This window comes from Actinomycetes bacterium, from assembly GCA_036000965.1.
In the GTDB taxonomy this organism is placed as follows: Bacteria; Actinomycetota; CALGFH01; order CALGFH01; family CALGFH01; genus DASYUT01.
Map to the genome: position 1 here is coordinate 47,625 of DASYUT010000265.1, position 25,116 is coordinate 72,740.

Genomic DNA, 25,116 nt, shown 5'->3' on the forward strand with positions numbered 1-25,116 from the left:
GGGCCGTCACCTCCATCACCGTGAACGCTAACCCCCCGCCCCGGCGCGATCCAGTCCTGCTCCCCGGCGAGGTGCGGGTCGTCAACCTCGGCCTGCCGGTGTTCGGCGACGCGGTCCGGGCCCAGGGGGCGGCCGCGGTCGACGTCGACTGGCGCATCCCCGCCGGCGGCCACCCGGAGCTGGTCGCCGCCCTGGAGCGGCTCTGCGGGCCCCTCTCGGGCCGGGTGGAGACGGCCAACCGCGAGGTGGTCCGCCGGCTCGACGAGGGGACGCCGGCCCTGACCGGGATCGCCCCGGCCGCCGAGGTGGTCCCGGGGGTGGACGCCCGGACCGTCCTGCACTGCGGCCCTCCCCTGGACTGGGAGGACTTCTGCGACCCGCTGCGCCGCTCGGTCCGGGCCTCGGTGCTGGCCGAGGGATGGGCGTCCTCGCCGGAGGATGCCGAGCGGCTGGTGGCCACGGGACGCGTGCGGCTCGAGCCGGCCAACCATCACGCCGCGGTCGTGCCGATGGCGACCACCCTCGGCCCCTCCGCTCCCGTGTTCGTGGTCGAGAACCACCAGGGCGGGAACCGCGCGTTCTCCGGGCTCAACCAGGGGCCGGGCGCGACGGCCTGGTTCGGGATGGACGCTCCAGCGGCGGTCGAGCGGCTGGTCTGGCTGCGCGACGTCGCCGCCCCGGTGCTGGGCGCCACGATCGCCGGGACCGGGCCGGTCGAGCTGTTCCCGCTGGTCGCCCAGGGCCTACAGATGGGCGACGACGTCCACATGCGGACGCAGGCGACCACGAACCTGCTCCTGCGCCACCTGCTCCCGCAGCTCGTGGCGGTCGACTCCCCGCTCCTGGTCGAGGTGGCCCGGTTCCTGTCAGGCAACCACCTGTTCTTCCTGAACCTGGCCATGGCCGCGGCCAAGGCGGTCGCCGACTGGGCCGGCCAGGTCGCGGACTCGAGCGTGGTGGTGGGGATGGCCCGCAACGGCACCACGTTCGGCATCCGGCTGGCCGGCACCGACGGCGACGCCTGGTTCGTCGCCCCCGCCCCGCCGGTCGGCCGGGCGCTCTACTACCCGGGGTTCGGCCCGGAGGTGAGCGCGCCCGACATCGGCGACAGCGCGGTCCTCGAGCTGGTCGGGCTGGGCGGGCCGGCGGCGGCCGCGTCCCCGGCGGTGGCCGCCTTCCTGGGCGGGACGATGGCCGACGCGGCGGCGGCCACCGAGGCTGCGGACCATGTCTGCGCCGGCCGGAGCAGCCGCTTCAAGCTCCCGCTGCTCGACTTCCGTGGCGCCCCGATCGGCGTGGACGTGCGCAAGGCGGTGGAGCTCGAGATCACCCCGTCGATCAACACCGGCATCCTCCACGCCACCGCAGGGACCGGCCAGGTCGGCGCCGGGATCGCGGAGGCGCCGATCGAGTGCTTCCGCCGGGCGCTGCTCGCCCTCGACGAGCGGCTGCGGTGACCAGGGCGGGCGCACCGGGAGCCCTGGCCCGGCTGGTGGGCGCGCCAGGCCGCACCGCAGGCGCACCGGGAGCCGCACCTGGGAGGGAGGTGCGCCGCTGCGCAGGCTGGGCGTACCAGGAGCCGCACGTGGGGAGGCGGGTGCGCCGGTGAGGGCCCTCCTGGCCGGCGCGGCGGCGGCCCGCGCCCTGGCTCCCCGGGGGGACGGGGTGGTCGTGGCCTGGTTCCCGAAGGCGACCTACGTCCGGATGCCGGGAGGGCTCCTGGCCCTGACCGCCCCGGCCGTGCCCCCAGGACCGCTGCACATGGTCCTCGACGCGCCGCTGGCGGCACGGCCGGGAGCGCCGGTGACCCGGTCGGGGAACCGGCTCCTGGTGGGCCCGGCCTGCGTCGAGCTGCACGGCGTCCGGACGTGGGCCGGGCCGCTGCCAAGCCCCGTTGAGGTGCGCCGCAGCGCCGGGCTGGTGATCGAGGCGGCGTCGGGGACGGCGGCCGGTTCGGCCCTGCTCGCCCACCCGTACCGGGAGCCGGCCCTGCACGCGCTCGAGCGCCTGCGCGCGGAAGACCTGGCCGGGGCGGTCGGGCTGCTTGCCGGCCTCGGGCCCGGGCTCACCCCGGCGGGCGACGACGCCCTGGCCGGCATGCTGCTGGCCCGGCGGGCGCTCGACGGCCCTGGCGCCGAGGCCCGGCTCCGGTCGGCGCTCAGGGCCGCCAGGACCAGCGCGTTGAGCCTGGCGTTCCTTGGCTGCGCCGCCGCCGGGCAGTCCATCGACCCGGTGCACCAGCTCCTCGGGGCCGCCGCGCGGCGGGACCCCGGGACGGCGGTGACGGCGGCCAGGGCCCTCGCAGAAGTCGGCGCCTCGTCGGGCGCCGACTTCTGCTTCGGGCTGCTGGCCGTCCTGCCGGCCGGCGCTGGGTAGGCTCAGACCGTCCAGGTGTTGAGCTGGAAGGCCCCGGCCCGCCAGGCGGCCAGCGCCGAGTCCAGCACGTCGAGCGGGTTGAACGCCTTCACCCCTTCGATCAGGTCGTCCTCCCGGAACCCGTACAGGGCTCCCATGGCGAAGCGGCAGGCGTAGACGTGGGCGCCCTCCTTGAGGAGGGTCTTGATCTGGTTGTTGATGGCCAGGTTGCCGGGGAAGCCTTCCTTGCCCACCGACGGGTAGCCACGGGTGGCCGACGCCATCAGGACGCCCGGCCCGTAGAGGACGACGTGGACGTCGAAGCCCTTGCGGACCAGGCGGGTGGCGGTGAGGAGGTTCACCAGGCCGACCGAGCCCTCGTAGGGAACGGTGTGCATGAACACGAAGGCCTTCTCGCCCGGGTTCGCCTGGATGTCCTCGAACACCTTCTCCTCGGTGTTGTAGAGGTAGGCCCCCTCCTCGGCCCGTGGCGTGTCGACGGTCTTTGGCATGGTGTCCGCTCCTCCTGCTCGGGGTCGGGATGCTCTGGCTAGGCGGTGGGCTGGCGGCGGACCGGCCGCCGGGCCACCCCGCCTGAAGCGCGCGAGGCCTGCCAGCGGCGACGATGGCTGCCGGGGAGTACCTGGATGACGGACCGCCGCAGCCCCCATGGAAGGCGCCGGTAGACGGGTACGAACACGCGCCGCCAGAAGAAGGGGCCCAGACCCGCTTCCTGCACCGGCCCCGGGCGGTCCAGGTACCGCCGGGCCAGGTCGGCCTGCGCGCGCTCGAGCAGGTAGCGCTCGGCGTTGGCGCGCAGCCACTGCGAGAAGCTCACCCATCACCTCCTGATTGACGCCAGGCCGTTCTGGGCGGCCAGGGCGATCGGCTCGTTCAGCGCCCCGATGGGCGGCGAGTAGACGTTCTCCATCCAGGCCAGGTCCTCGAGGGTCACCCCGGTCTTGATGGCCATGGCCAGGAAGTCGGCCCGCTCCTTGATCCCCTCCTGGCCGACCAGCTGGGCGCCGATCAGCCGCAGGCTGCCCGGCGAGGCCAGCAGCTTCACCCGGAGCTTCTTCACCCCCGGGTAGTAGCGGGCCCGGGAGATGCCCTCGGCCACGCCCATGACGAACGGGATGCCGAGCGCGGTCGCGGTCGTCTCCCCGAACGAGGCGCCGCCGATCATCCACTTGCCGGCCACCATCCCCCAGGGCACGTAGACCGGCTGGTAGGTCCGGGTCCCACCGGCGGCGCCGGACCCGGCCACCTTGCCCTGGGCGTACGCGTGGCTGCCGGACAGCCCCTGGATCGGGATGTTGGTGATCCCGTGGGGCAGCTCCACGCAGTCGCCGGCCGCGAACACGCCCTCCACCGACGTGGCCATGCGCTCGTCGACCACGACCCCACCGGTGGAGCCGATCTGGACGCCGGCCCGGCGGGCGAGGGTGTTGTTGGGCTGCTTGTGGGTGCACACCACCACGACCTCGGCTGGCAGCTCGCCCTCGGAGGTGGCCACCGCGCGCACCCTCCGGTCGCCCACGAACGCCGTCACCCGGGTGTTGAAGTGCGTCTTCGCGCCGAGCTCGGCCCACGACTCCTCGACCGGCCGCATGATGTCGGGGTCGGCCGCCTCGGCCAGCGGCCACGGACGCGGGTCGACCAGGTGGGTCTCGATGCCGCGATGGGCCAGAGCGGTGACCATCTCGAGGCCGAGCGGCGACGCCTCGACCACGACCGCGACCCGCACGTCGTCGAGGACCCGGTCCCATTCCATGGCCTGGCGGATGTTCTTGACGTAGTACAGGCCCTCGAGGTCCGACCCTGGGACGCCCGGGTCGGCGTAGTCGAAGCCGGTGGCCAGCACCAGGCGATCGAAGGGGACGTCGCCCTCGCCCTCGACGGCGACCCGTCTCTGCTCGAGGGCGAGGGCGGTCACCCGGGTCTCGTAGTGGATGTCGATGCCGGCCCGCTCGTAGGCCTCCTTGCCCTGCAGGAACAGGGACTCGAAGTCGGCGATCTCGCGGCCGTGGACGTAGGGGATGCCGCAGGGGCTGTAGGCGGCGTCCTCGTACTCGGTGTAGACGGTCACCCGCGCATCCGGGTCGACCTGCTTGGCGCTGCCGGCAGCTCCGATGCCCGCGGCGCCACCCCCCACGATGACGATCTGCGGCGCCATCCTCGCCCCCAGGGGTCACCATTTCGGCAGCTGGTACATTCGACAGTTGGTACATGTGCGACAGTTGGCACACGTGCGACAGCTAATTCACCATGATGAACGCAGCATCGCCTATACTACTCGGTGCATCCAGAGCGTCAAGGAGCGAGGTAGCCTTGGGTGGAGAAGACGTGCGGGTGAGCGCCGACGGAGCAGCCGCCTCGCCGAAGCCGGGCCGGGCCCGTGGAGCCGCGCGGGCCGCCGTCAGGGCGCGCAGGTCGGCGTCGGCCGGGCGGGACGACCAGCTCGGCCAGATCATCGAGTCGATCGGGCCGAAGGTCCGCCATCTCCGCCAGCTCAAGGGCCTGTCGCTCCAGCAGCTCGGCGAGCGGTCCGACATCTCCGCCGCCGCCATCCACAAGATCGAGCGCAACGGGATGGTCCCGACCATCACGACGCTCATGAAGCTCGCCGTCGCCCTCAACCGGCCCCTGTCGTACTTCGTGGAGGAGGACACGACCGCCGACGGCCCGGTGGTCTTCATTCCCGCCGGCGAGCGCAAGCCGGTCTTCACCTCCAAGGCAGGGCTCGAGCTGCGCAGCATCACCGGCCCGTACGGCCGGTTCTTCATGGCCGGGGCCGCGGCCAGGGTCCAGCCCCTGGCCGACAGCGGCGAGAAGCCGATGGAGCACCCCGGCGAGGAGCTCGTCTTCCTGCTCGAGGGTGCGCTCGAGCTCGAGGTCGACGGCGAGACCTACCGGCTCTCCGCGGGCGACTCCCTGCACTTTCGCACCGACCGCCCGCACCGCTGGCGCAACCCGCGGCAGCAGGAGGCCCGCGCCGTCTGGATGGCGCTGCGCCCCATGTAGCCACGGCGGTGAGACGGCGCCCGCCAGACCATGACCGCCCACTCGTGGCGGCCCGCCCGGCTCCCTTGTCGCACATGACGCCTGATGCGATGGTAAGCGCGCGATGAGCCACCACCTCGACGTATCGCTCAGGGAGCTGATCGAGGCCGAGGCATGCGACGGGAACGACGCCAAGTCGTCAGGGAGCTGATCGAGGCCGAGGCATGCAACGGGAACGAGGCGCGTCAACGGGAACGAGGCCAGGTCGTCTTGGAGTTGCCGACCAGGGAAATGACCCCCGAGCATGACAAGGGAACGGCCGGGGGGACGTGGGCTCCCGATCGCATCGCGCTGCGGTCGCCCATCGCGGCGACCGCCATCGTCGTCTTCCTGCTCGGCCAGATGGCGGTTGCCATGTCGCTGTCCAGCCGGGGCGACACGGCGACCTATGACGAGCCTGCGGGCCTCGCGGCCGGTATCGCGTACACGAACCAGCACGACCTGCGGCTGAACTACGAGCATCCGCCCCTGGCCAAGATCCTCGCCGCCCTGCCGGTCGCCCACAGCGGCGTGAGGCTGCCGTCGACCGCGGAGTTCGGCGCCGGGGACCAGTGGGAGCTCGGGCGGCGGATCCTGTTCGACAACGGCGCCGGCCCCGGCGGGGTGCTATGGCTCGCGCGCCTGCCCATGATGCTGCTCACGCTCGCCTTCGCGCTGGTGGTGTACGCGTTCGCACGCGACCTGTTTGGCGCGTGGGCGGCGCTGGTCCCGTTGGCGGTGGTGACACTCGACCCCAACCTGGTGGCCCACGGGCGGCTGGTGACGACCGACGTCCCGGTCGCCGGCTTCCTGCTCCTCACCCTTTGGCTCTTGGCGAGGGCCTCGCGAGCGCCGTCGCCGTGGGGGCTGCTGGTGGCGGGCGGCGCAGCCTACGGCCTGGCGCTCGCGTCCAAGTACTCGGCGCTGGTGCTCGCGCCGGTCGTGGTGCTGCTCGCTTTCCTCGTCGGCACCCGCGCATCGCGGCCCTGGCTACGGCGGCTGGCGCGTGGTGCGCTCGCGGCCGCCCTTGTGGTCGCGGCTGGCCTCGCGATCGTCTGGGGCGTGTACCTGGCCGTGGACCCGGGCCTGCGCTTCTCCGTCGAGCAGCCGCAGGCCCCCGGGGTCCTGGCGTCCACCGCCCGGCTGCTCCCCGTCCCCAAGCCGTACCGGGCGGGCGTCGAGTTCCAGATCATCGCCGACAAGAGCAGGCGCCCCGCGTTCCTGTTCGGCCGGCACTACGACGGCGGGCTGCCCGTCTACTACCCCGCGCTCCTCGCAGTCAAGAACCCGCTCGGTACGATCGCGCTCTGGGCGCTCAGCGCACTCGTGGCGCTACGCTCGCCCCGGCGCCGGGACCTGGTGCTGTTCGTGCTCCTCCCAGCCGCGTGGGTCCTGGGGGTCGGCATGCAGTCGAACACCAACATCGGCTACCGCCACATCCTGCTCGTCCCGCTGGTCCTCGCGGTCGCGACGGGGACGGTGGCGGCCACCGGACGCAGGGCCTGGACGATGGCCGTGCTCGTGCTCCTGCTCGCCACAGCCGTGAGCACCTGGCGTGCCCACCCGTTCTACCTGTCCTATGTCAACGAGGTGTTCGGGGGACCGGCGCACGCCCACGCCCTGTTGAGCGACTCGAACGTCGACTGGGGCCAGGACGCCGCGCGGCTGGGCCGCTACCTGCGGGAGCACCACCTGGACGGCCGGGTCTCGCTGCTCTGGTCCAGCAGCGTCCCACCCGCCGAGTACGGCATCCGGGCGCGTGACCTGTGCACGATCCCACCGGGCGAAGTCCGCGGGGTGGTGGTCGCGTCGGTCACGGCGCTGAACAGCATCTACGGGGCGAAGTTCGACTTCCTCCGGCTCGGCTACCGGCCCGTCGCCGAGGTCGGGCGCTCGATCCTCGTCTACGACGTCGACGGGTCTGGCCCGCCGCGCGGCGACCTCGCCCCGCCGAGATGCCCCGTCCACGACCTCATGTGGCCGGCCCACCAGGGGCGGCGGCCGTGACCGCCGCGTCGCCACGGCCCGGCGACCCTTCGCGGGTCGGCCCGTACGTCGTGCTCGAACGGCTCGGCCACGGCACGAAGGGCACCGTCTACCTTGGCCAGGCGGAGGACGGTAGGCTCGTCGCCCTCAGGACGATCCGCCCCGACTGGGCGCGGGACGACGAGTTTCGCGCCTGGTTGCGCCTTGCGGCCCACGCCGCCCGCCAGGTGGGGCGGCTCTGTACCGCCCCGGTCCTGGAGATCCAGCTCGACGCCGACCCTCCCTACCTTGTCACCGAGTACGTGGACGGCCCCAGCCTGCAGGCCTTCGTCGACGAGAACGGGCCGCTCGCCACCACGGCCCTCGACGGGCTCGCGGTTGCCACAGCCGCGGCGCTGATGGCGATGCACGCCGCTGACGTGGTGCACCACGACCTCAAGCCTACGAACGTGCTGCTCTCCCCGCAGGGTCCCTGGGTTGTCGACGTCGCGATCGCCAAGGCGTTCCAGTCCGCAGTCGCCCTCGGCCGCACCGAGCTGGCCGCCACGCCCGGCTTCCTCGCCCCTGAGCAGGTGCTTGGGAGGCAGGTGACGGCCGCCGCCGACGTCTTCGCCTGGGGCGGGGTCATCGCCTTCGCCGCGACGGGACGGCCGCCCTTCGGCTCAGGCCCGCTGGGGGACGTGTCGCACCGGGTCGTCCACGAGGAGCCCCGGCTCGACAGCATGCCCGGCCCCCTGCGCGAGCTGGTCGCGGCCGCGATGCGGAAGGAGCCGAAGGCCCGCCCGGTGGCCCGGGACCTGTTCGAAGCCCTGACCGGCGGTACCGCCGCTGGCGACCCGCGCGCGGTCGTCCGGCAGGTGCTGGAGCACACCTGGAGCGAGGTCGGTCGCAGTGCCGCCGCGACGGCCAGCCCGAGCGCGGCACCGCAGCGGCCGGCTCCGCGCACGCCTGTCGGCCCCCCGCCCGCACCCGCCGCGGCCGACCCCGTGCACGCGCCCGCCGCACCCGCGTCCGCCGCGGCCGACCCCGCGCACGCGCCCGCCGCACCCGCGTCCTCCGCGGCCAGCCCCGCGCGCGCACCCGCAGCGCCCGCGGCCAGCGCGGCCGACCCCGCGCGCGCACCCGCAGCGGCCGGGTCCGCGCCCGCGGCCGGCGACGCGGCGAACCAGGCGACCCCCCCGGCTGCGACTGCCGCCCCGGCCGGCGCGGACCGGGAGCGGGGCGCGGACCGGGAGCGGGTGGAGTGGACCCAGCCACAATGGACGCCGCGCCTGGGGCGAAGACACCGTGGGTGGCCGCGGAGGCTGCTCGCGTTCGTCGCCGGCCTCGCGGTGGTCCTGGCGGCGCTCGTCGTCCCGGGCTGGCGAGACATCGTGGGCAGGGTGACGGCACCCCGGTGGCACCGGCTCGCCGACTTGCCCATCCCCGTGGCGGCCGCCGGGGTCACCGCCTTCCAGGGGCGGCTGTGGGTCGCCGGCGGCATCACCACGCGCGACAACCAGCCGCAACCGGTACGTGACGTGCAGGTGTACGACCCGAAGGCCAGGCGCTGGAGCGCCGGCCCCAGCCTGCCGCGGCCGACGAGCTTCGCCCCGCTCGTGTCCACCGGGACGGCGCTGCTCCTGGTCGGTGGCCTGGTGTCGGACGGCTCCACCGCGACAGTCCTCCGCCTCGACGCGGCTGGCGGCAGGTGGGTCGAGGACACGCCGTTGCCCTCGCCGCGAGGCGCTGGCGCCGCTGCCTGGGACGGGTCCCAGCTCGTGTTCGGGGGCGGCGTGCGGCGTGACCACAAGGCCGCTGACGACGTGTGGGCCATGAGGGAAGGGACCTGGAGGCCGATCGGCAGGCTGCAACGGCCTCGCGAGCAGCTCGCTGCCGGCACAGACGGCCGCGGCAACGTCTGGTTCCTGGCTGGCCGCGACCCCAGCCTTGCCGGCCACCAGAACCTTGGCACGGTCGACGTCGTGAAGAGCGGCCGCGTGCACCCGGCCCCGCAGCAGGTGACCCCCGTGCATGGCCCGAGCGCCGTGTGGTGGCCGGGCACGGGCGTCTGCCTTCTCGGTGGACAGCTCGCGAGCGGGTACTCCGGGCGGGTGGAATGCCTCGGCCGGCAGGATCGCGAAGGGCAGCTGCCGCCGTTGCCGGCGCCCCGGGCTGGGCTCGGCGCCGCCGTGATCGGCGACGTGGTCTACGTGGTCGGGGGCTACGGACTCGGCTTCTGGGGCAGCCCGCGGACCGAGTCGTTCCGGTGACCGCCCACCGGGAGGTCCTGATGGGCATTGACACCCCCGTCAGCTCACCGTCAACAGCGGCGATACCATCGGCGTGAGGACGGAAAGCCCGCGGCGTGAGGAACGGAGAGCCCGTCGAGATCCGGGTCCCGGCGGTGGTGGCGCACTGGCCTCACGAGCGCAACGACCGGGGGTGGCGGACTGGCCTCACGAGAGCAACGACCGGGTGGTGGCGCACTGACCCCCTACGGGAGGAACGACCAGGTGGTGACGGTCATGGCGTACCAAGGTGCGATCTTCGACGTGGACGGCGTCCTGGTCGACTCGCCACACGAGCTGGCCTGGCGCGAGGCGCTCAGGCAGCTGATGGACGGCGACTGGCGCGACATCCGCGACCAGACGGCCTACACCCCTGAACGCTTCACCCCCACGGTGTACCAGCAGGTGATGGCCGGCATGCCCCGGATGGCCGGCGCCCGCGCCGCCCTGGAGTACTTCGGGGTGCCCGACGTCGACCGCCGGGCCGAGCAGTACGCGGCCGGCAAGCAGGAGCGCGTGGTCGAGCTGATCGAGGCAGGCGAGTTCGTGGCGTTCGCCGACGCGCTCCGGTTCATCCTGGCCGTCAAGGACCTCGGAATCGCGACCGCAGCCGCGTCGTCGTCCAAGAACGCCAACCTGTTCCTGCAAAGGATCCGCCTGGACACCTTCGCCGCCGAGCAGCGGCTGGACTACCAGTTCATCCGGCCCGGGCTCACCCTGCTCGACCTGTTCGACGCCGACATCTCCGGACGCGACTTCCCGCGCGGCAAGCCGGACCCGACGATCTTCTTGACCGCGGCCGAGGAGCTGGGCGTCCGCCCGAGCACCTGTTTCGTGGTCGAGGATGCATCCAGCGGGATCCAGGCGGCCAAGGCGGCCACGATGGCGGCCCTCGGCGTGGCCCGCCTCGGCGACGAGGAGCTGCTGGCCAAGGCCGGCGCGGACCTGGTCGTGACCACGCTCGACGACGTCTCCCTGGACGCCCTGGCCGAAGGCCGGCTCGAGGAGCGGCGGGCGGCCGGGGAGCGCCGGCGGCGGCATACCGAGCGGCCGCCGAGCGTCTGGTCCCTCGTCTACGACGGCTTCGACCCGGAGTGTCAGGGGCTGCGCGAGACGCTGTGCGCCCTGGGCAACGGATTCTTCGTGACCCGCGGCGCCCTGCCCGAGGCCCAAGCGGACGGGGTCAACTATCCGGGCACCTACGTGGCCGGCCTGTACAACCGGCTCAAGACCAAGATCGCCGGCCGCACGGTCGAGAACGAGGACCTCGTCAACGTCCCGAACTGGCTGCCTCTCAGGTTCCGGGCCGCCGACGGGCCGTGGTTCGACGTCCGCAGCGCCGACGTCCTGGACCACAGCCTCGAGCTCGACCTGCGCGAGGGGACGCTCACCAGGCACCTGCGCTGGCAGGACCCGGATGGCCGCCGCACGGGCATGGTGCAGCGCCGGCTCGTCAGCATGAAGGACGAGCACCTGGCCGGCCTGGAGACCACCTTCACGGCCGAGAACTGGTCGGGGACGCTGGAGGTCCTCTCGGGACTGGACGGCCGGGTCGTGAACGCCGGGGTGAAGCGCTACCGCGACCTGAACGGCCGCCACCTGGACGTGCTCCACGCGGGCGAGGTGGACCCCGACACGGTCGAGCTGCAGGTGGAGACCAACCAGTCCCACATCCGGGTGGCGCTCACGGCCCGCACCAGGCTCCTGCTGGACGGCCGGCGCGCAGCCGACCGGCGCCTGGTCGCCGAGCCCGGGTTCGTCGGCCACGCGCTCACGCTCAACCTGGAGCAGGGCCGGCCAGCCACGGTCGAGAAGGTGGTCGCCCTCTACACCTCCCGAGACCGCGCGATCTCCGAGAGCCTGCTGGACGCGCGCGAGGCGGCGCGGCGCGCGCCCGACTTCGACGAGCTCCTGGCCCGGCACAGGGGTGCCTGGAGCCTCCTGTGGAACCGCTTCGACCTCCAGCTGGACAGCGCCAACGAGTGGATCGAGACGGTCCTGCACCTCCACATCTTCCACCTGCTGCAGACCGTGTCGCCGTACGCGACCCACCTCGACGTCGGCGTCCCGGCGCGTGGCTGGCACGGGGAGGCGTACCGGGGCCACATCTTCTGGGACGAGCTGTTCATCTTCCCGTTCCTGAACTTCCAGCGACCGATCCTGGCGGGCGCGCTGCTCAACTACCGCCACGCCCGCATCGGTGCGGCCCGCGCGGCGGCCCGGGAGGCCGGGTACCGTGGGGCGATGTTCCCGTGGCAGAGCGGCAGCAACGGGCGCGAGGAGACCCAGGAGCTGCACCTGAACCCGCGCTCCGGTCGCTGGCTGCCCGACCACTCCCACCTGCAGCGCCACGTCAACATCGCGATCGCGTACAACGTCTGGCAGCACTTCATGGTGACCGGGAGCATCCAGTTCCTCCGCTTCACCGGCGCCGAGCTGCTGCTCGAGATCGCGCGGTTCTGGTCCAGCATCGCCACCTACGACCCGGAGCTGGACCGCTACGAGATCCTCGGCGTGATGGGACCGGACGAGTACCACGACGCCTACCCTGACAGCGACCGGCCCGGCGTGAGCAACAACACCTACACCAACGTCGGGGCGGTCTGGGTGCTGCTCCGGGCCCTTGAGACCCTCGAGGTGCTGCCGCCGCACTACCGGCAGGAGGTGACCGAGGAGCTGCGGCTCGGTGAGGACGAGCTCGACCGCTGGCGCGCCATCACCCGCAAGATGCGGGTCGTCTTCCACGCCGACGGCGTGCTCAGCCAGTTCGAGGGCTACGAGCAGCTGCAGGAGTTCGACTGGGAGGGCTACCGGGCCAAGTACGGCGACATCCAGCGGCTCGACCGGGTGCTCGAGGCCGAAGGCGACAGCCCCAACCGGTACAAGGTCTCCAAGCAGGCCGACGTCCTGATGCTGCTGTACCTGCTGTCCCGCGACGAGCTGCGGGAGCTGCTGCGCAACCTCGGCTACGAGGTGACGCAGGACCAGCTCGCCCGGACCGTCACCTATTATCTCGAGCGCACCTCGCACGGGTCCACGCTCAGCGGCGTGGTGCACGCCTGGGTGCTCGCGCGCATGGACCCGGAGCAGGCGTGGCAGTTCCTGCTCCGGGCGCTGGAGAGCGACATCGCCGACGTCCAGGGCGGGACCACCGCCGAGGGCATCCACTTGGGGGCGATGGCCGGCACGGTGGACGTCGTGCAGCGCTGCCTGACCGGCATGCGGGCGCAGGGGGAGGTGCTCCGCTTCGACCCGGCGCTGCCCCCGCAGGTGAAGCAGCTCGACTTCAGCGTCCACTACCGGGGGCACCGGATCGAGGTCATGCTGGCCGAGGACCGCATGCGGGTCAGCCCGCGCCCCTCCGCAGCCCCGCCCATCAAGCTCCGCATCCGCGGCAGGGCTGTCGGGCTCGAGCCCGGCCGGCAGGCGGACTTCCAGCTGGAGCCCAGGCCGTGACCGCATCAGACATGCCTTCGGTCAATAGCTCAGCGCGATCTTGACGGCCGCTTGCGGGTGCTGGTCGATCCACTGGTAGGCCGCCGGCGCGTCCTCGAACGTGAACGCTCGGCCGAGCAGGCCGTCGACTGAGACCTGGTCGGTGTACAGCAGCCGCGTGGCGGTGCCCATGACCCGGCGCCGGTGCCACAGCGGCGCATGCCGGTCGGGCGCACCCCAGGCGCCGATGGACGCGATCAGCGACAGCCGGTTGTGGTGGAACTCCTCACCGAGCCGCACGTTGGCCGCGCCGCCCTGGTAGAAGCCGGCCGCGACCACCGTGCCACCCAGCCCGGCCGCGGCCAGCGCGCCCTGCAGCCCCCGGTCCGACCCCGACACCTCGATGGCGACGTCGACGCCGGCGCCGCCGTTGAGCTCCCGGACCCGCAGGCCGACCGGAGGGTCGGCGGTCGGGTCGAGCACCCGCGTCGCGCCCAAGTCCATGGCCAGCTGCCGCCGGTGGGGGTCGGGGTCGACCGCGAAGACGTTCTGGATGCCCTCCAGCGTGCACATCTGCACCGCCAGCAGGCCGATCGCGCCCAGCCCGTGGACGCTGACCGCGTCGCCGAGCTTGATCTCGGCGTCGTGGACGGCCTGCAGCGCCACCGCGGCCAGGCTGATGAACAGCGCCCGCTCGGGACGCTCGGCCGTGGGCAGCCGCACCAGCGGGTAGGTGGCCGCCAGCGATGCCGCCACGTCCAGGACCGTCTCCTCCTGATGGGGGGTGCCGGTGTGGACCAGGTCACCGACCCGCACCTCGGTGACGTCCGGGGCGGCCTCGACGACCTCGGCGAGCATCTCGTAGCCGAGCGTCACCGGGTAGGTGGCCACGGTGCCGGCGGGCGGGGCGACGAAGGCGCGCAGGCCCCGGTCGAAGACCTTGTCGGTGAACGCCGACGTGCCGCGGTAGAGGCTCAGCTCGGTGCCGTGGCTGATGGCGCTGAGGCGGGCGCGCAGCCGGATCTCGCCGGGCCGCAACGGACGGGAAGCCTGCTCGGACAGCCGCAGCTGGCGTGGGCCGTCGAGGACGAGCGTGCGGGGCATCGGGTGTGTGCTCCTTCCGAGGAACTATGCTCAGCGTACGACGCGAGCGGGCTCGGCAGCCGCCAACCACAGCCCAGCGTCCGCCCCGGGGAGGGTCTGGTGAGCATGAAGCTTTCGTGCCAGGAGCAGCTGCTGCCAGGCACCAGCCTGGAGGCCAAGTTCGACTTCGCGCGCCGGGCCGGGTTCGCCGGCATCGAGCTGCGCGCCCGTGGTGACGGCCAGTTCGCTGCGCGCCTGCCCGAGTTCCGCGCCGCCGCGCGCGCCGGCGTGGTCATGGCGACGGTGTGCCCGGAGACCGACCATTTCATCGGCGACTTCGACGCCGACAAGCGGCGCGACGCGGTCGCGCAACTCCGCTCGCAGCTCAGCGTCATCGCCGAGCTCGGCGGCGAGGGGGTCCTCACCCCGGCCAGCTGGGGGATGTTCAGCCTGCGGCTGCCGCCGTTCGTACCACCCCGCGCGCAGCGCGAGGACCGCAAGGTGCTGCTGGACGCGCTGGCGGTGCTGGGCGAGCACGCCGCGCGCGAAGGCGTCTGGCTGGCCCTCGAACCGCTCAACCGCTTCGAGGACTACATGGTCAACCGGCTCGACCAGGCCGTCAGTCTCGCCGAGGAGGTCGAGCGGGAGCTCGGGCTGGACTCGGTGCGGGTGTGCGCGGACCTGTTCCACATGAACATCGAGGAGGACGACCTTGCCAAGGCCATCGTCGACACCGGCCCGCGGCTCGCCCACGTCCACGTCGACGACTCCAACCGGCTCCAACCCGGCACGGGCCACCTGGACTTCGCCGCGGTGCTCGATGCGCTGCGCACCGTCGGCTACGACGGCTGGCTGACCCTCGAATGCCGCCTCCGCGGCGACCCGGAGGAGGCACTGCCGGCCACCTCCCAGTTTCTGGCGCGCTACCTGTAGGGGCGGGCTTCACGGCTGGCCAGCGCCGCGCACGGAGGCCGCATGCCGGTTCAGCCGGTGTGCGGCCCGCCTCGAGCATCTCGTTCGCCCGCCTCGTCGCAGCGTTCCCCTTGCGGAGCCCCCGCTCGAGCTCCCCCTGCTCGTCGAGCTCCCCCTGCTCGGCCGGGTGGGCCGGTCGATTCGGCGGCCCTGGTCGGCTTCAGCCTGACGCCAGCCGACCTGGGTGGGTCGGGGAACCTGGTCAGCGGGCCACCTTGCCGCCCTGGACGCTGTCGGACCCGGCCAGCCGCTGCGCGAGGTAGACGGGGACGACGGACAACAGGATCGCGATCACGCCGACCGCGTTGACGATGGGTCCCTGGTTCGGCCGCGAGTAGTTGCGCAGGATCCAGATGGGCAGCGTGGGGTCGTCGCCCACCGTGAACGTGGTCACGATGACCTCGTCGAAGCTGAGAGCGAAGGCCAGCAGCGCGCCGGCCAGCAGCGCGGTCCGAACGGCTGGGAAGGTCACGAAGCGGAAGGTCTGCCAGGGGTCCGCACCAAGATCGAGCGACGCCTCCTCCAGGTTGCGGGCGGTGCGGCGCAGGCGGGCGACCACGTTGTTGAACACGATCACGATGCAGAACGTCGCGTGGCCAACGATGATCGTGAAGGTGCCGAACGGCAGGCCGCCCAGCAGCGGCGCCTCCGAGAACGTCGCGTTGAGGGCCATGCCGGTCACGATCCCGGGCAGCGCGATGGGGATCACCACCAGGAACGAGACGGTGTCCCGGCCGAAGAACCGGTAGCGCTGCACCGCGAAGGCGGCCAGGGTGCCGAGGACCAGGGCGATGAGCGTCGCCCCCAGCCCGACCCTCACCGAGGTGAGCAGCGCGGCGCGGGCGCCCGCGTTGGTCAGCGCCCGGCCGAACCACTCCAGGGAGAGTCCGTCGATCGGCCAGCGCTGCACCCGCGAGCGGTTGAACGCGTACACGGTGAGCACGACGATCGGCGCGTACAGGAAGGCGAGCGTGAACGCGCTGCCGGCCCGCAGGGCGACCCTGGCCAGGCGCGACTGGATCATCACAGGCTCTCGAACGCTCCCAGCCTGCGGGCGATCAGCAGGTAGACGATCATGATGAGGATGGGCACGGTCGCGAAGGCCGCCGCGAGCGGCAGGTTGCCCGCCACGCCCACGTTGGCATACACGACGTTGCCGATGAACTGGGTGCTGGAGACGAGCTGGGGCGTGATGTAGTCGCCCAGCGTCAGCGAGAACGTGAAGATCGACCCGGCCGCCACAGCGGGGAGCGCCAGTGGCAGGATCACCCGCCGGAAGGTGGTCGTCGTCGGAGCGCCGAGGTCGCCCGACGCCTCCAGCAGGGAGTCCGGGATCCTCTCCAGGCCGGCGTAGATCGGCAGGATCATGTACGGCAGCCACAGGTAGCTGAACACCAGCCAGGTGGCGACGTTGCCGAAGCCCGGGCCCCGGAGCCCCAGCGGCTCCAGCACCCAGTTCACCACGCCGTCCTCGGACAGCATGATCCGCCAGGCGTACACCTTGACCAGATAGCTGGCCCACAGGGGCATGAGCACGGCGACCACCAGCAGCCGGCGCGCGCGCGGCGTGGCCACCTTGGCCATGGTGAAGGCGACCGGGAACGCCAGCACGGCGGTGGTCAGCGTCACTGCGGCGGCGATCGCGGCCGTCCGCAGCGTGATCGACCGGTAGACCGGCTCCTGGACGAGCTGCCGGAAGTTGCCGAGGCCGAACTCCTTGACGAGGTTGCCGAAGTCGCCCAGCCGCCAGAACGCGGCTGCCAGCAGGACCGCGAGCGCGCCGAAGTAGGCGATCACCAGCCAGCCGACCGGGCCGGCGAGCAGCAGACCGAGCTGGAGCCGGCGGCGGCCGCGGAGCAGCCTCGCCACGCGCCGCACGAGCCCCGGTGAGGCACGCCCGGCAGGCGCGGTGGTGGCCGTGGTCACCACCGCGCCCCAGGCGCCGGCAGCCCGGAGGGGGCTGTCAGCCCTTGATCTCCGTCCATGCCCGGACCCACTCGGAGTAGTCCTTGCACACGCTGCCGCGGTCGTCGCCACACTTCTTCACCGGCGTGGTCCAGTACGCCACGCGGCTGAAGTAGGCCTCGTCGTCGGCGTGAAACGTCTTGCAGTGGTTCTTGTCGGCCGTCTCCTGGCACGACAACCGGTTGGCCGGCGCCTCGCCGAAGAACTCGGCAACCTGTGCGTTGGCCTTGGGGGACACGATCCAGTCCATCCACAGGTACATGCAGTTGGGGTGCTTGGCCTTGGACGAGATCATCCAGGTGTCGGACCAGCCCGTGGCGCCCTCCTTGGGCAGGGTGACCCCGACCGGCACCTTCTCGGCCTCCAGCAGGTTGGCGATCACCTGCCAGGTCGTGCCGACCACCGAGTTGCGGTTGGTGAACGCGGCGACCTCCTTGGTGTAGTCCGACCAGTACTCGCCGATGACGGACCGCTGCCCCTTGAGCAGGTCGACGGAGGCTTGGAGCTGCCGGTCGTCCAGCTCGTACGGGTTGGTGATGCCGAGCTCGGGCTTGGTCGCCTTCAGGTACAGCGCGGCGTCGGCGATGTAGATCGGACTGTCGTAGGCCGTGACCTTGCCCTTGTAGGGGGAGTTCGGGTCGAACACCACGCCCCAGCTGTCCGGCGCCTGCTTGACCACGTCCGAGCGCCACATGAGCAGATTCGCGCCGCGGCCGTGGGGGATGCCGTAGTTGACGCCGTCCACGGTGTTGTGCGGCTTGTCCTTGAGCCCGTCGAACACCTCCTTGTAGCTGGGGACAAGGTCGACGTTGACAGGGCTCACCTCACCCGTGGCGATCAGCCGCAGGGTCGCGTCGCCGGAGGCGGAGACGCCGTCGTACTTGCCGCTCTTCATCAGCGTGACCATCTCGTCGGAGGTGTTGCCAACGGTGACGTTGACGTTGCAGCCGGTCTTCTTCTCGAAGGGCGTCACCCAGTCCACCTTCGGGTCGGTCGAGCCGTCCTCCACGTAGCCGGCCCACGCGACCAGGTCGACCCGGCCCTCACCCTGGCCGAGCTGGGCGAGGGCCGTGGGCTTGGACGCCCCGGTGTCCCCTCCACCCCCGCCCCCGCTGCCGCCGCCATCGCCCCCGCAGGCGGCAAGCAGCAGGAGCAGTCCGATGACGAGGATGGCTGTCCGTCGACGTACCACGGTCCCCACCTTTCTGTCGCGGCCGTCACTCCGGCAGCAGCAGGTTGTGCTGCCGGTCCCACACCAGCCGGACCGGCCGCCCCTTGGCGGCCAGCACCTCCATCGACGAGGTGGCGAGGTTCTGCTGGGTCACGACCAGCTCGCCGCCCACGTCCAGGCGCACCACGAAGCGCGTCTGCGAGCCGAGGTAGGCGACGTCGGCGACGACTCCGGTGGCGGTGCTCTCGCCGGCGCCTGGCGTCCCGTCCAGCTCGGTGATCCGGATCTTCTCGGGCCGGACGGTGAAGGTGCCGTCCCGGCCGGTGACCGCCCGCGCGGCCTCGCCCCCGAGGAGGTTCGACGTGCCCACAAAGCCGGCCACGAACGCGCTGCCCGGTCGCTCGTACAGCTCGGCCGGCGTGGCGATCTGCTCGATCCGGCCTTGGCTGAAGACGGCGATGCGGTCGCTCATCGTGAGAGCCTCGTCCTGGTCGTGGGTGACGAACACGAACGTGATCCCCACCTCGTGCTGGATCGCCTTCAGCTCGCGCTGCATCTCCTCGCGCAGCTTGCGGTCCAGGGCGCCGAGGGGCTCGTCGAGCAGCAGCACACTCGGCCGGTTGACCAGCGCCCTGGCCAGCGCCACGCGCTGGCGCTGCCCGCCGGACAGCTGGGAAGGCCGCCGGCCGCCGAAGCCCTCCAGCCGGACCAGACGCAGTGCGTCGGCCACGCGCGCGGTGCGCTCCGCCTTGGCCACCTTCTTCACCAGCAGCCCGTAGGCCACGTTGCCGGCGACGCTCATGTGCGGGAAGAGGGCGTAGTCCTGGAACACGGTATTGACGTCGCGCTCGTAGGGCGGGCGGTCGGTGACGTCCTCACCGTGGAGCAGGACCCGGCCCGCAGTCGGCGTCTCGAAGCCGGCGATCAGCCGCAGGCAGGTGGTCTTGCCGGAGCCGGAGGGGCCGAGCAGCGAGAAGAACTCGCCAGCGCGGACCTCCAGATCGACCCCGGCCACGGCCTCGACGTCGCCGAACCGCTTGACCACCCCGGCGAGGCGGACGGCCGCCTGGCCAGGTGACGCGGCTGGGGCCCGCCCGTCGACGCCGGGCTGGTCCGCGCCCGGCCGCCTGGCCCGCCCGAGGGTGTCCAGCGCCCAGGCGCCCCCACCCTGGCCGGATGCAGGCTGGCCGGATCCAGGCTGGCCGGATCCAGGCTGGCCGGATCCAAGCTGGCCGGATCCAAGCTGGCCGGATCCAAGTTGGGAGGGAGCCTCGTCAGGACCTGTCATCCCCCTCCTCTTCCGCAGGCCAGACAGCGGCCTTCCACCGAGGCCGAGCCGCTGAGGCCAAAGCATGACGGGAGAGCAAGCACCCAGCAAGAGCATCACTCCGCCCAGGTTCGAGCGAGCGACTGCAGGGCCTCGACAGCCGGGCCGACATCGATCTGCTGCTCACCCTCCTGCCCGGCCGGGACGAGGGGGAGGAGCATCTGATGGGCGGGGCGGAGCGCCGTTCCGAGGTCGGCGGGGGTCAGGCCGCGGCGTGCCACCGCCCAGGATGCCACCAACGCCTCGATCCCGACGACCACCCATGCACTCTGGAGCAGCCGCTCCGCCTCGGCCAGCGCATGGGGCGCGAGACCGGCGACATCCTCCACCCCTTCCGCGAGCTGCCCGTGGTAGTGGGGGGTGACCGGCATCGCCGCGATCGACGAGGTTGCGACGTGGGCGGCGACGATGTAGCTGAGGTTGAGGAACTGGGCTCCGCCCGAGGCGCCCGCCTCGGCGGCCAGTCCCATGGGAAGGCCGCTGAAGCTCGACCAGTGCAGCTTGTGGGTTCGTTCCGCGCTCGCCCGAAGCGCCTTGGCCAGCGCCAGCCTGAGCGCGTCCATGGTGATGGCGAGCAGCGTCGTCTCCGGGTTGCCGTGAGACACCAGCTCGCCGGTTGCCAAGTCGACCAGGGGGTTGTCGACCGTCGCGTTGAGCTCCCGCTCCCAGGTCTGCCAGGTCCAGGCGAGGGTCTCCCGGCCCGCGCCGCTCACCTGGGGGACGCAGCGGAAGCTGAGCGGGTCCTGGAGGAACCGCGGTTCGCCGGGTCGCCACAGGCGACTGCCCGCAAGCAGCCGGCGGAGCCGTTCCCCCGCCCACCGGTGGCCGGGCTGGGGGTGGGCCTGGTCGACGACGGCGCTCCATGCCTGCGGGTTGCCGCGGAAGCCCTCCAGCGCCAGCGCCGCGGCGATGTCCATGGCGATGAGGAGCCTGCGCGCCTCTGCCAGGACGAGCGCGCCGCGACCGAGGGTGAGGCTGTTGTTGTTGACGAGGGCCAGCGCCTCCTTCGGTGCGGGGGAAGCGGGCGCGGCCGGCGGCTGCTCCGGCCCGCGCCCGTCGCCCGCGAGCAGCGTGCCGCCACCGACCAGGGGCAGCGCCAGCTGCGCGAGCGCCACGAGGTCCGAGGCGCCCACCGAGCTGCCGAGGTCGACTGCTGGCAAGCGGTCGTCGCGCAGGTTGGCCAGCAACCATTCGACCAGCGCGGGCCGGACCCCGGAGCGCCCGCTGGCAAAGAGGTTCACCTGGATCGCCATGCAGGCGCGCACGAGCTCCGCCGGCGCCACGGGCCCGGGCGAGCGCGTGGCGTGTGCGTAGAGCAGCTGCCGGTTGAACTCCTGCAGCCGCTCCGTCTCGATCATGTAGTCCTTCTGGGAGCCCACCCCTGTCGTGGTGCCGTACGCCCGCACGCGCTGGTCCACGAGCTGCTCGACCACGGCTCGCCCCCGGGCGATCCGCTGCCACGCCGCTTGCGGGACCTCGACTGTGGCCGTGCCGCTGGCGATGCGTTCCACGTCGTCGATCCGAAGGCTCTCGCCGTCGAGCAGCACGGGAGCCGTGCTGGGACCGGCCTCGTCCAGGACGCCCTGCCGCGTCGGCATGGGGACCCTCCGCTTGGCCGCGTGCATGAGGTGGAGCAGTAGCCGGATCACCGTGTCGGACGTCGTCTGGCCGACGTCCAGCGAGGGGAGGAGGCCGACGACGCAGACGCCGACGACCCTGCCGCGCGCCGAGAGGCCGCGCAGCAGGGCGGCTGCCTCGTGGAAGAGCAGGCCGCCCTGGCGTGGGCGGCTCGTCCCTGGCGCGATCGACGGGTCGAGGCCGTCCACGTCCAGGGTGACGAGGAACCGCCCGCCTTCCGGAAGCCGGCCCAGCAGCCAGTCCACGCCGTGCATCCGCACGTCGACGGCGTCGACCAGCAGCGTGCCGGCGTCCCGGGCGTCCCGGGCGTCCCGGGCGTCCCGATGCGCCTCGATCTGGACGACATGGGGTGGCCCCGAGCCCTCGTAGGCTTGGAGCACGCACTGTGGGATGGAGCCGTCGCCGCCGAGCACGATCGGCACGACGTCGCGTTCGACGAGCGCATGGACCACCCGGGTCGTGCCTTCCCGCTGGAGGGCCGGGTCACGCGGGTCGGCAGGGACGTCGCCGCAGTCCACGAGCGACACGGGGCCGCCGTCGAGGACGTCGCCGGCGTCGTGCGAGAGCAACCCCGCGAACCGCTGCGAGCGTCGTCGGAGCACCGCTGGGGCGTCGCAGGCGTCGGACCCGGCCCCGTGAGCGTCCGACCCGGCCACGTGTGCGTCCGACCCGGCCCCGTGAGCGTCCGATGCAGCCCCGTGTGCGTCAGACCTGGCCACGTGTGCATCCGATGCAGCCCCGTGTGCGTCGGACCTGGTCCCGTGCGCGTCGGACGGTGCTCCGCAGGGCGCTCCGACCACCGCGAAGCCGGTGGCCACGGTAGACGGGTCGTGGTGCGCCGGAGCATCGAGGAAGGTGCCCGCCTCCCGGCCAGGTGGCAGCAGGGTGATGGCCATCCTTCCTCCGTGCTGTCGAGGGTCAGGGAACGGGGACGTCGCCACCGTGCCAGATATTCTTGCGCCTCGGGGCCTCCGCCGAGCCGTGCCGGACCCCTCGAGGCTGCGCCGAGCGTGCCGGACGCCTCCGGGCCTCCCCGAGGCGTGCCCGACCACGCCGATGCCGGCGGACCGCCGGTCAGGCCGCCGGGTCGAGCGGCCGCAGCTCCTCGGCGTAGCTGACCGAGACGCGGCGCATGACGCCGTCGGCGCCGAACGCGTACTGCCCGAGCCGCCAGAGCGGTGGCGAGTAGGCGTGGATGGTCACGCCGCCCTCGCGCTCGCCGCTCATCCGGTGGATGTGGTCGGGCCCGAAGCAGAACGACTGCCCCTCGGGCACCACGGTGACCACGTGCTCGCTGCCGAGCCGTGGGTTGCACTCGATGACGGCGCCTCGCACGACGCGGACCGCCCCCGAGGAGATGTCGTGGTCGTGCCACCCGGTATCACTGGTCCAGGTCCAGCAGAGCAGCCACACGTCCACGTGCTCGTCACGGTGCAGGGAGACGTAGTGGCGCTTCTCGTCGGAGAACGCGACGTGCTCGCTCCAAAGCTCAGGGCGAGCCGCCAGGTCGTCGACGAGCGCTCGGAGCTCGTGCTTGTCGAGGACTCGGGCGGGCAGTGTCTCCCAGGTCATCCCATGGCTCCTTGGAGGTCGAGAAACCGGGTCGGATTCGTGGTGCGGATGGCGTGCGCGGCCGCCGCGCCAAGGCCGGGGTCGCTGGGGAGCGCGTACGGCCGGTCCGAGCCGAGCACGACGGCGTCGACGCCGAGGACGCGGACCATGGCATCGACCGCACGCGTGCCATAGGAGGAGCTCTCGACGAAGACCTCCGGGTCCACCGTGCCCCGGTCGCCGCCGCGCGCCCGCAGGCGCTCGCCATGCAGGGGAGCGAGGCCGGCGAGCATCGCGAAGCAGACCCGCAGCCGCGGATGGCGTGGCCGACCGAAGGCCCGGAAGGCGAACCAGGCGGCATGCATCTGCTGCACGTACGGCACCAGCGCGGGCCACCAGGCTGGGGCTCGGCGCGCTGCCAGCGGGGCGGCGCCCGGGTGGACGAAGAGCGGGCGGCCGTGGGTCTCGAGCAGGTCGAGCAGCGAGGCGCACCGCTCGTACCCCTGCGCGTCGAGCACCGCGGTCGCGGGGAGCTGCAGCCCGACGCAGCCGCGGCCCAGTTCCTTGCCGGCCTGGGCGGGGTCGATCTCGCTCAGGCACACCGAAGCCCAGGACAGGAACGGCGTGGGCAGCGCGAGCACGCCGTCGTGGTAGGTGTCCAGCAGCGGCAGCGCCTCCTCTGGCGGAAGCCATTCGATGCCGAGCGGGCTGGACAGGGATACGAGGACGAGGTCGAGCCCGTCCTCGCTCGCCTGGGCCTGGCGGCAGGCGACGTCATGGTCGGCAGGATCGACGGCGAAGTCTGGCTGGCCGTCCAGGACGAGGGTCCAGCCGACCATCCTCGGCGCGTGCCGACGGCTCCGCAACGCGTCGACGAGCGCGTCGGGCCAGAGGTGCTGATGGACGTCGACGCGCATGCGACCGCCTCGAGGTTGAGCGATGCAGTGAGGTTAAGCGATTCAGTGAATCGATTAAGTGAAGCGCTTAACCACGGCGGCGTCAAGCCGCCGGAGGCCGGCTGGCGGCTCGCGGCAGGTGGGCCCCTGGCCGGACCACGCCGCAGCGGGGACAGGTGGCCTCCGGCCAGACCGGGCCGCAGCGGGGACAGGTGGCCTCCGGCCGGACCGGACCGCAGCGGGACAGGAATCCTTCCGGGTCGCGACCGGTCGTCTCAGGTAGCCTGTGTCCATGTCGCGGCCACGCAAGCGAGTCACGATCCAGCAGGTCGCCGAGGCCGTCGGGTTGTCGGCCGCGGCTGTCTCCTACGCCCTGCGCGGAAGCCACGTCTCCAAGGAGACCGAGGAGCGTGTCCGGCGGGTGGCCACCGAGCTGGGCTACGAGGCACACCCGATCGCCCGCGCGCTGGCGAGCGGCCGCACGAGCATGGTGGGGGTGATCTCGGGCTCGCTGGAGGACCTGTGGCAGCAGCAGGTGAGCGTCGGCATCGGGCGCGAACTGCTGGCCCGCGACCTGTACGCGCTCATCGTGGACGCGGGGGGCGACCCGGAGCGCGAGCAGGCCCTGGCGCTGCAACTGCGCGACCAGAGCGTCGACGGTCTCATCCTGTCCCCGCTGGACCCCTCCGCGCCGCTCTGGGCGGACCTCGCCGAGACCCTGCCCGTGGTGGCCATCGGGGACTCCCTGCAGGGCGCGCGACCGACCGGCGAGGTGCTGTTCGACAACCGGGCGGGCGTGACGCTGGCGCTGGAGCACCTGCACCAGCTCGGGCACCGGCGCATCGCGGTGCTGACCTCGACCCAGCCCAGCACCCCGGACCGCCCGGCAGACACCTACGTGCTGGCCGAGGCGCGGCGGCTCGGTCTCGACGTCGCCGTGCGGACCGCGCCCCACTCCCTCGCCGAGGCCACCAAGGTGGCCAGGAAGGTGCTCTCCGCAAACAGCCGGCCCACCGCGCTGTTCTGCTTCTCCGACTCGATCGCCTACGGCGGGTATGCGGCAGCCCGGGACCTCTCCCTGCGGATCCCCGCCGACCTGTCGATCACCGGGTACGACAACCACCCGGTGTCGTGCCTGCTGTCCCCGCCCCTGACGACCTTCGACTGGGACCGCGAGGGGATCATCCGCACGGCGGTCCAGCTCGTGGTCGCCGCCATCAACGGCAGGCCGCGCCGGCGCCGGGTCGTCAAGACACCCGTGCTGCACCTGCGAGGGTCCACCGGCGCGCCCCCTCGACCCGGACCACGCCGCCGCTCCTGACCAGCTGTCGTTCCTGACCGGCCGCCGCTCCCGGCGGCCGCTCCTGACCAGCCGCCGCACCCGACCAGCCGCCGCACCCGACCAGCCGCCGCACCGGACTGGCC

General features: G+C 72.6%; 19 protein-coding genes. 8 read left to right on the forward strand and 11 right to left on the reverse strand.

Going from position 1 to position 25,116, the window contains the following annotated elements; genetic code table 11:
• Positions 1–20 precede the first annotated feature (20 nt).
• Together VG276_23240 and VG276_23245 are read left to right on the forward strand one after the other, a co-directional pair.
• Positions 21–1,457, forward strand: a complete 1,437-nt coding sequence (locus VG276_23240; protein ID HEV8652224.1) for a DUF1116 domain-containing protein — start codon at positions 21–23, stop codon at positions 1,455–1,457.
• Positions 1,458–1,605: 148 nt separating this feature from the next.
• Positions 1,606–2,376 carry a DUF2877 domain-containing protein gene (locus tag VG276_23245; GenBank protein HEV8652225.1) on the forward strand — a complete coding sequence of 257 codons (771 nt, stop codon included), beginning with the start codon at positions 1,606–1,608 and terminating at the stop codon, positions 2,374–2,376.
• 2 nt (positions 2,377–2,378) lie between these two features.
• Here the strand turns inward: VG276_23245 and VG276_23250 are convergent, their stop codons facing one another.
• The 3 genes from VG276_23250 to VG276_23260 are packed head-to-tail and all read right to left on the reverse strand — an operon-like array spanning position 2,379 to position 4,531.
• Positions 2,379–2,867: an MSMEG_0572/Sll0783 family nitrogen starvation response protein gene (locus VG276_23250; protein ID HEV8652226.1), complete on the reverse strand. Its 489-nt coding sequence runs from the start codon at positions 2,865–2,867 to the stop codon at positions 2,379–2,381.
• 38 nt (positions 2,868–2,905) lie between these two features.
• On the reverse strand, positions 2,906–3,193 hold the full coding sequence (locus VG276_23255; protein HEV8652227.1) for a hypothetical protein: 288 nt from the start codon (positions 3,191–3,193) through the stop codon (positions 2,906–2,908).
• 3 nt (positions 3,194–3,196) lie between these two features.
• The gene (locus tag VG276_23260; protein HEV8652228.1) at positions 3,197–4,531 is read right to left on the reverse strand and encodes an FAD-dependent oxidoreductase; all 1,335 of its coding nucleotides are present in this window, start codon (positions 4,529–4,531) and stop codon (positions 3,197–3,199) included.
• Positions 4,532–4,707: 176 nt separating this feature from the next.
• Between VG276_23260 and VG276_23265 the strand changes: the two genes are divergently transcribed.
• The 4 genes from VG276_23265 (at position 4,708) to VG276_23280 (ending at position 13,109) form a co-directional block, all read left to right on the forward strand.
• Positions 4,708–5,379: a cupin domain-containing protein gene (locus VG276_23265; GenBank protein ID HEV8652229.1), complete on the forward strand. Its 672-nt coding sequence runs from the start codon at positions 4,708–4,710 to the stop codon at positions 5,377–5,379.
• Between the two features lie 153 nt (positions 5,380–5,532).
• A complete protein-coding gene (locus tag VG276_23270; GenBank protein HEV8652230.1) occupies positions 5,533–7,404 on the forward strand; it encodes a glycosyltransferase family 39 protein in 1,872 nt (623 codons plus the stop codon).
• Positions 7,401–9,635, forward strand: a complete 2,235-nt coding sequence (locus tag VG276_23275; GenBank protein HEV8652231.1) for a protein kinase — start codon at positions 7,401–7,403, stop codon at positions 9,633–9,635. Before VG276_23270 ends, VG276_23275 begins: the two co-directional genes overlap by 4 nt.
• A 255-nt stretch (positions 9,636–9,890) precedes the next feature.
• Positions 9,891–13,109, forward strand: coding sequence for an HAD-IA family hydrolase (locus VG276_23280; protein ID HEV8652232.1), 3,219 nt, complete (start codon positions 9,891–9,893; stop codon positions 13,107–13,109).
• A gap of 21 nt (positions 13,110–13,130) precedes the next feature.
• Here the strand turns inward: VG276_23280 and VG276_23285 are convergent, their stop codons facing one another.
• Positions 13,131–14,192: a zinc-binding dehydrogenase gene (locus tag VG276_23285; protein ID HEV8652233.1), complete on the reverse strand. Its 1,062-nt coding sequence runs from the start codon at positions 14,190–14,192 to the stop codon at positions 13,131–13,133.
• A gap of 105 nt (positions 14,193–14,297) precedes the next feature.
• Between VG276_23285 and VG276_23290 the strand changes: the two genes are divergently transcribed.
• On the forward strand, positions 14,298–15,104 hold the full coding sequence (locus VG276_23290) for a sugar phosphate isomerase/epimerase family protein (protein ID HEV8652234.1): 807 nt from the start codon (positions 14,298–14,300) through the stop codon (positions 15,102–15,104).
• 241 nt (positions 15,105–15,345) lie between these two features.
• On the opposite strand, the gene VG276_23295 is transcribed toward VG276_23290, so the two are convergent.
• The 7 genes from VG276_23295 to VG276_23325 all read right to left on the reverse strand — a co-directional run bounded on the left by VG276_23295 (position 15,346) and on the right by VG276_23325 (position 23,712).
• Positions 15,346–16,167 (reverse strand): ABC transporter permease, encoded by an 822-nt coding sequence (locus tag VG276_23295; GenBank protein ID HEV8652235.1) that lies wholly within the window; start codon positions 16,165–16,167, stop codon positions 15,346–15,348.
• Positions 16,167–17,012: an ABC transporter permease gene (locus tag VG276_23300; protein ID HEV8652236.1), complete on the reverse strand. Its 846-nt coding sequence runs from the start codon at positions 17,010–17,012 to the stop codon at positions 16,167–16,169. Before VG276_23300 ends, VG276_23295 begins: the two co-directional genes overlap by 1 nt.
• A gap of 94 nt (positions 17,013–17,106) precedes the next feature.
• On the reverse strand, positions 17,107–18,300 hold the full coding sequence (locus tag VG276_23305) for an ABC transporter substrate-binding protein (protein HEV8652237.1): 1,194 nt from the start codon (positions 18,298–18,300) through the stop codon (positions 17,107–17,109).
• 25 nt (positions 18,301–18,325) lie between these two features.
• The gene (locus VG276_23310; GenBank protein ID HEV8652238.1) at positions 18,326–19,567 is read right to left on the reverse strand and encodes an ABC transporter ATP-binding protein; all 1,242 of its coding nucleotides are present in this window, start codon (positions 19,565–19,567) and stop codon (positions 18,326–18,328) included.
• Positions 19,568–19,662: 95 nt separating this feature from the next.
• Positions 19,663–22,140 carry an aromatic amino acid lyase gene (locus VG276_23315; GenBank protein ID HEV8652239.1) on the reverse strand — a complete coding sequence of 826 codons (2,478 nt, stop codon included), beginning with the start codon at positions 22,138–22,140 and terminating at the stop codon, positions 19,663–19,665.
• Between the two features lie 178 nt (positions 22,141–22,318).
• The gene (locus tag VG276_23320) at positions 22,319–22,816 is read right to left on the reverse strand and encodes a cysteine dioxygenase family protein (protein HEV8652240.1); all 498 of its coding nucleotides are present in this window, start codon (positions 22,814–22,816) and stop codon (positions 22,319–22,321) included.
• Positions 22,813–23,712, reverse strand: a complete 900-nt coding sequence (locus VG276_23325; GenBank protein ID HEV8652241.1) for an amidohydrolase — start codon at positions 23,710–23,712, stop codon at positions 22,813–22,815. The genes VG276_23320 and VG276_23325 overlap by 4 nt, the downstream gene beginning before the upstream one ends.
• A 271-nt stretch (positions 23,713–23,983) precedes the next feature.
• On the opposite strand from VG276_23325, the gene VG276_23330 reads away from it, so the two are divergent.
• Positions 23,984–25,012, forward strand: coding sequence for a LacI family DNA-binding transcriptional regulator (locus VG276_23330; GenBank protein ID HEV8652242.1), 1,029 nt, complete (start codon positions 23,984–23,986; stop codon positions 25,010–25,012).
• Positions 25,013–25,116: the final 104 nt, after the last annotated feature.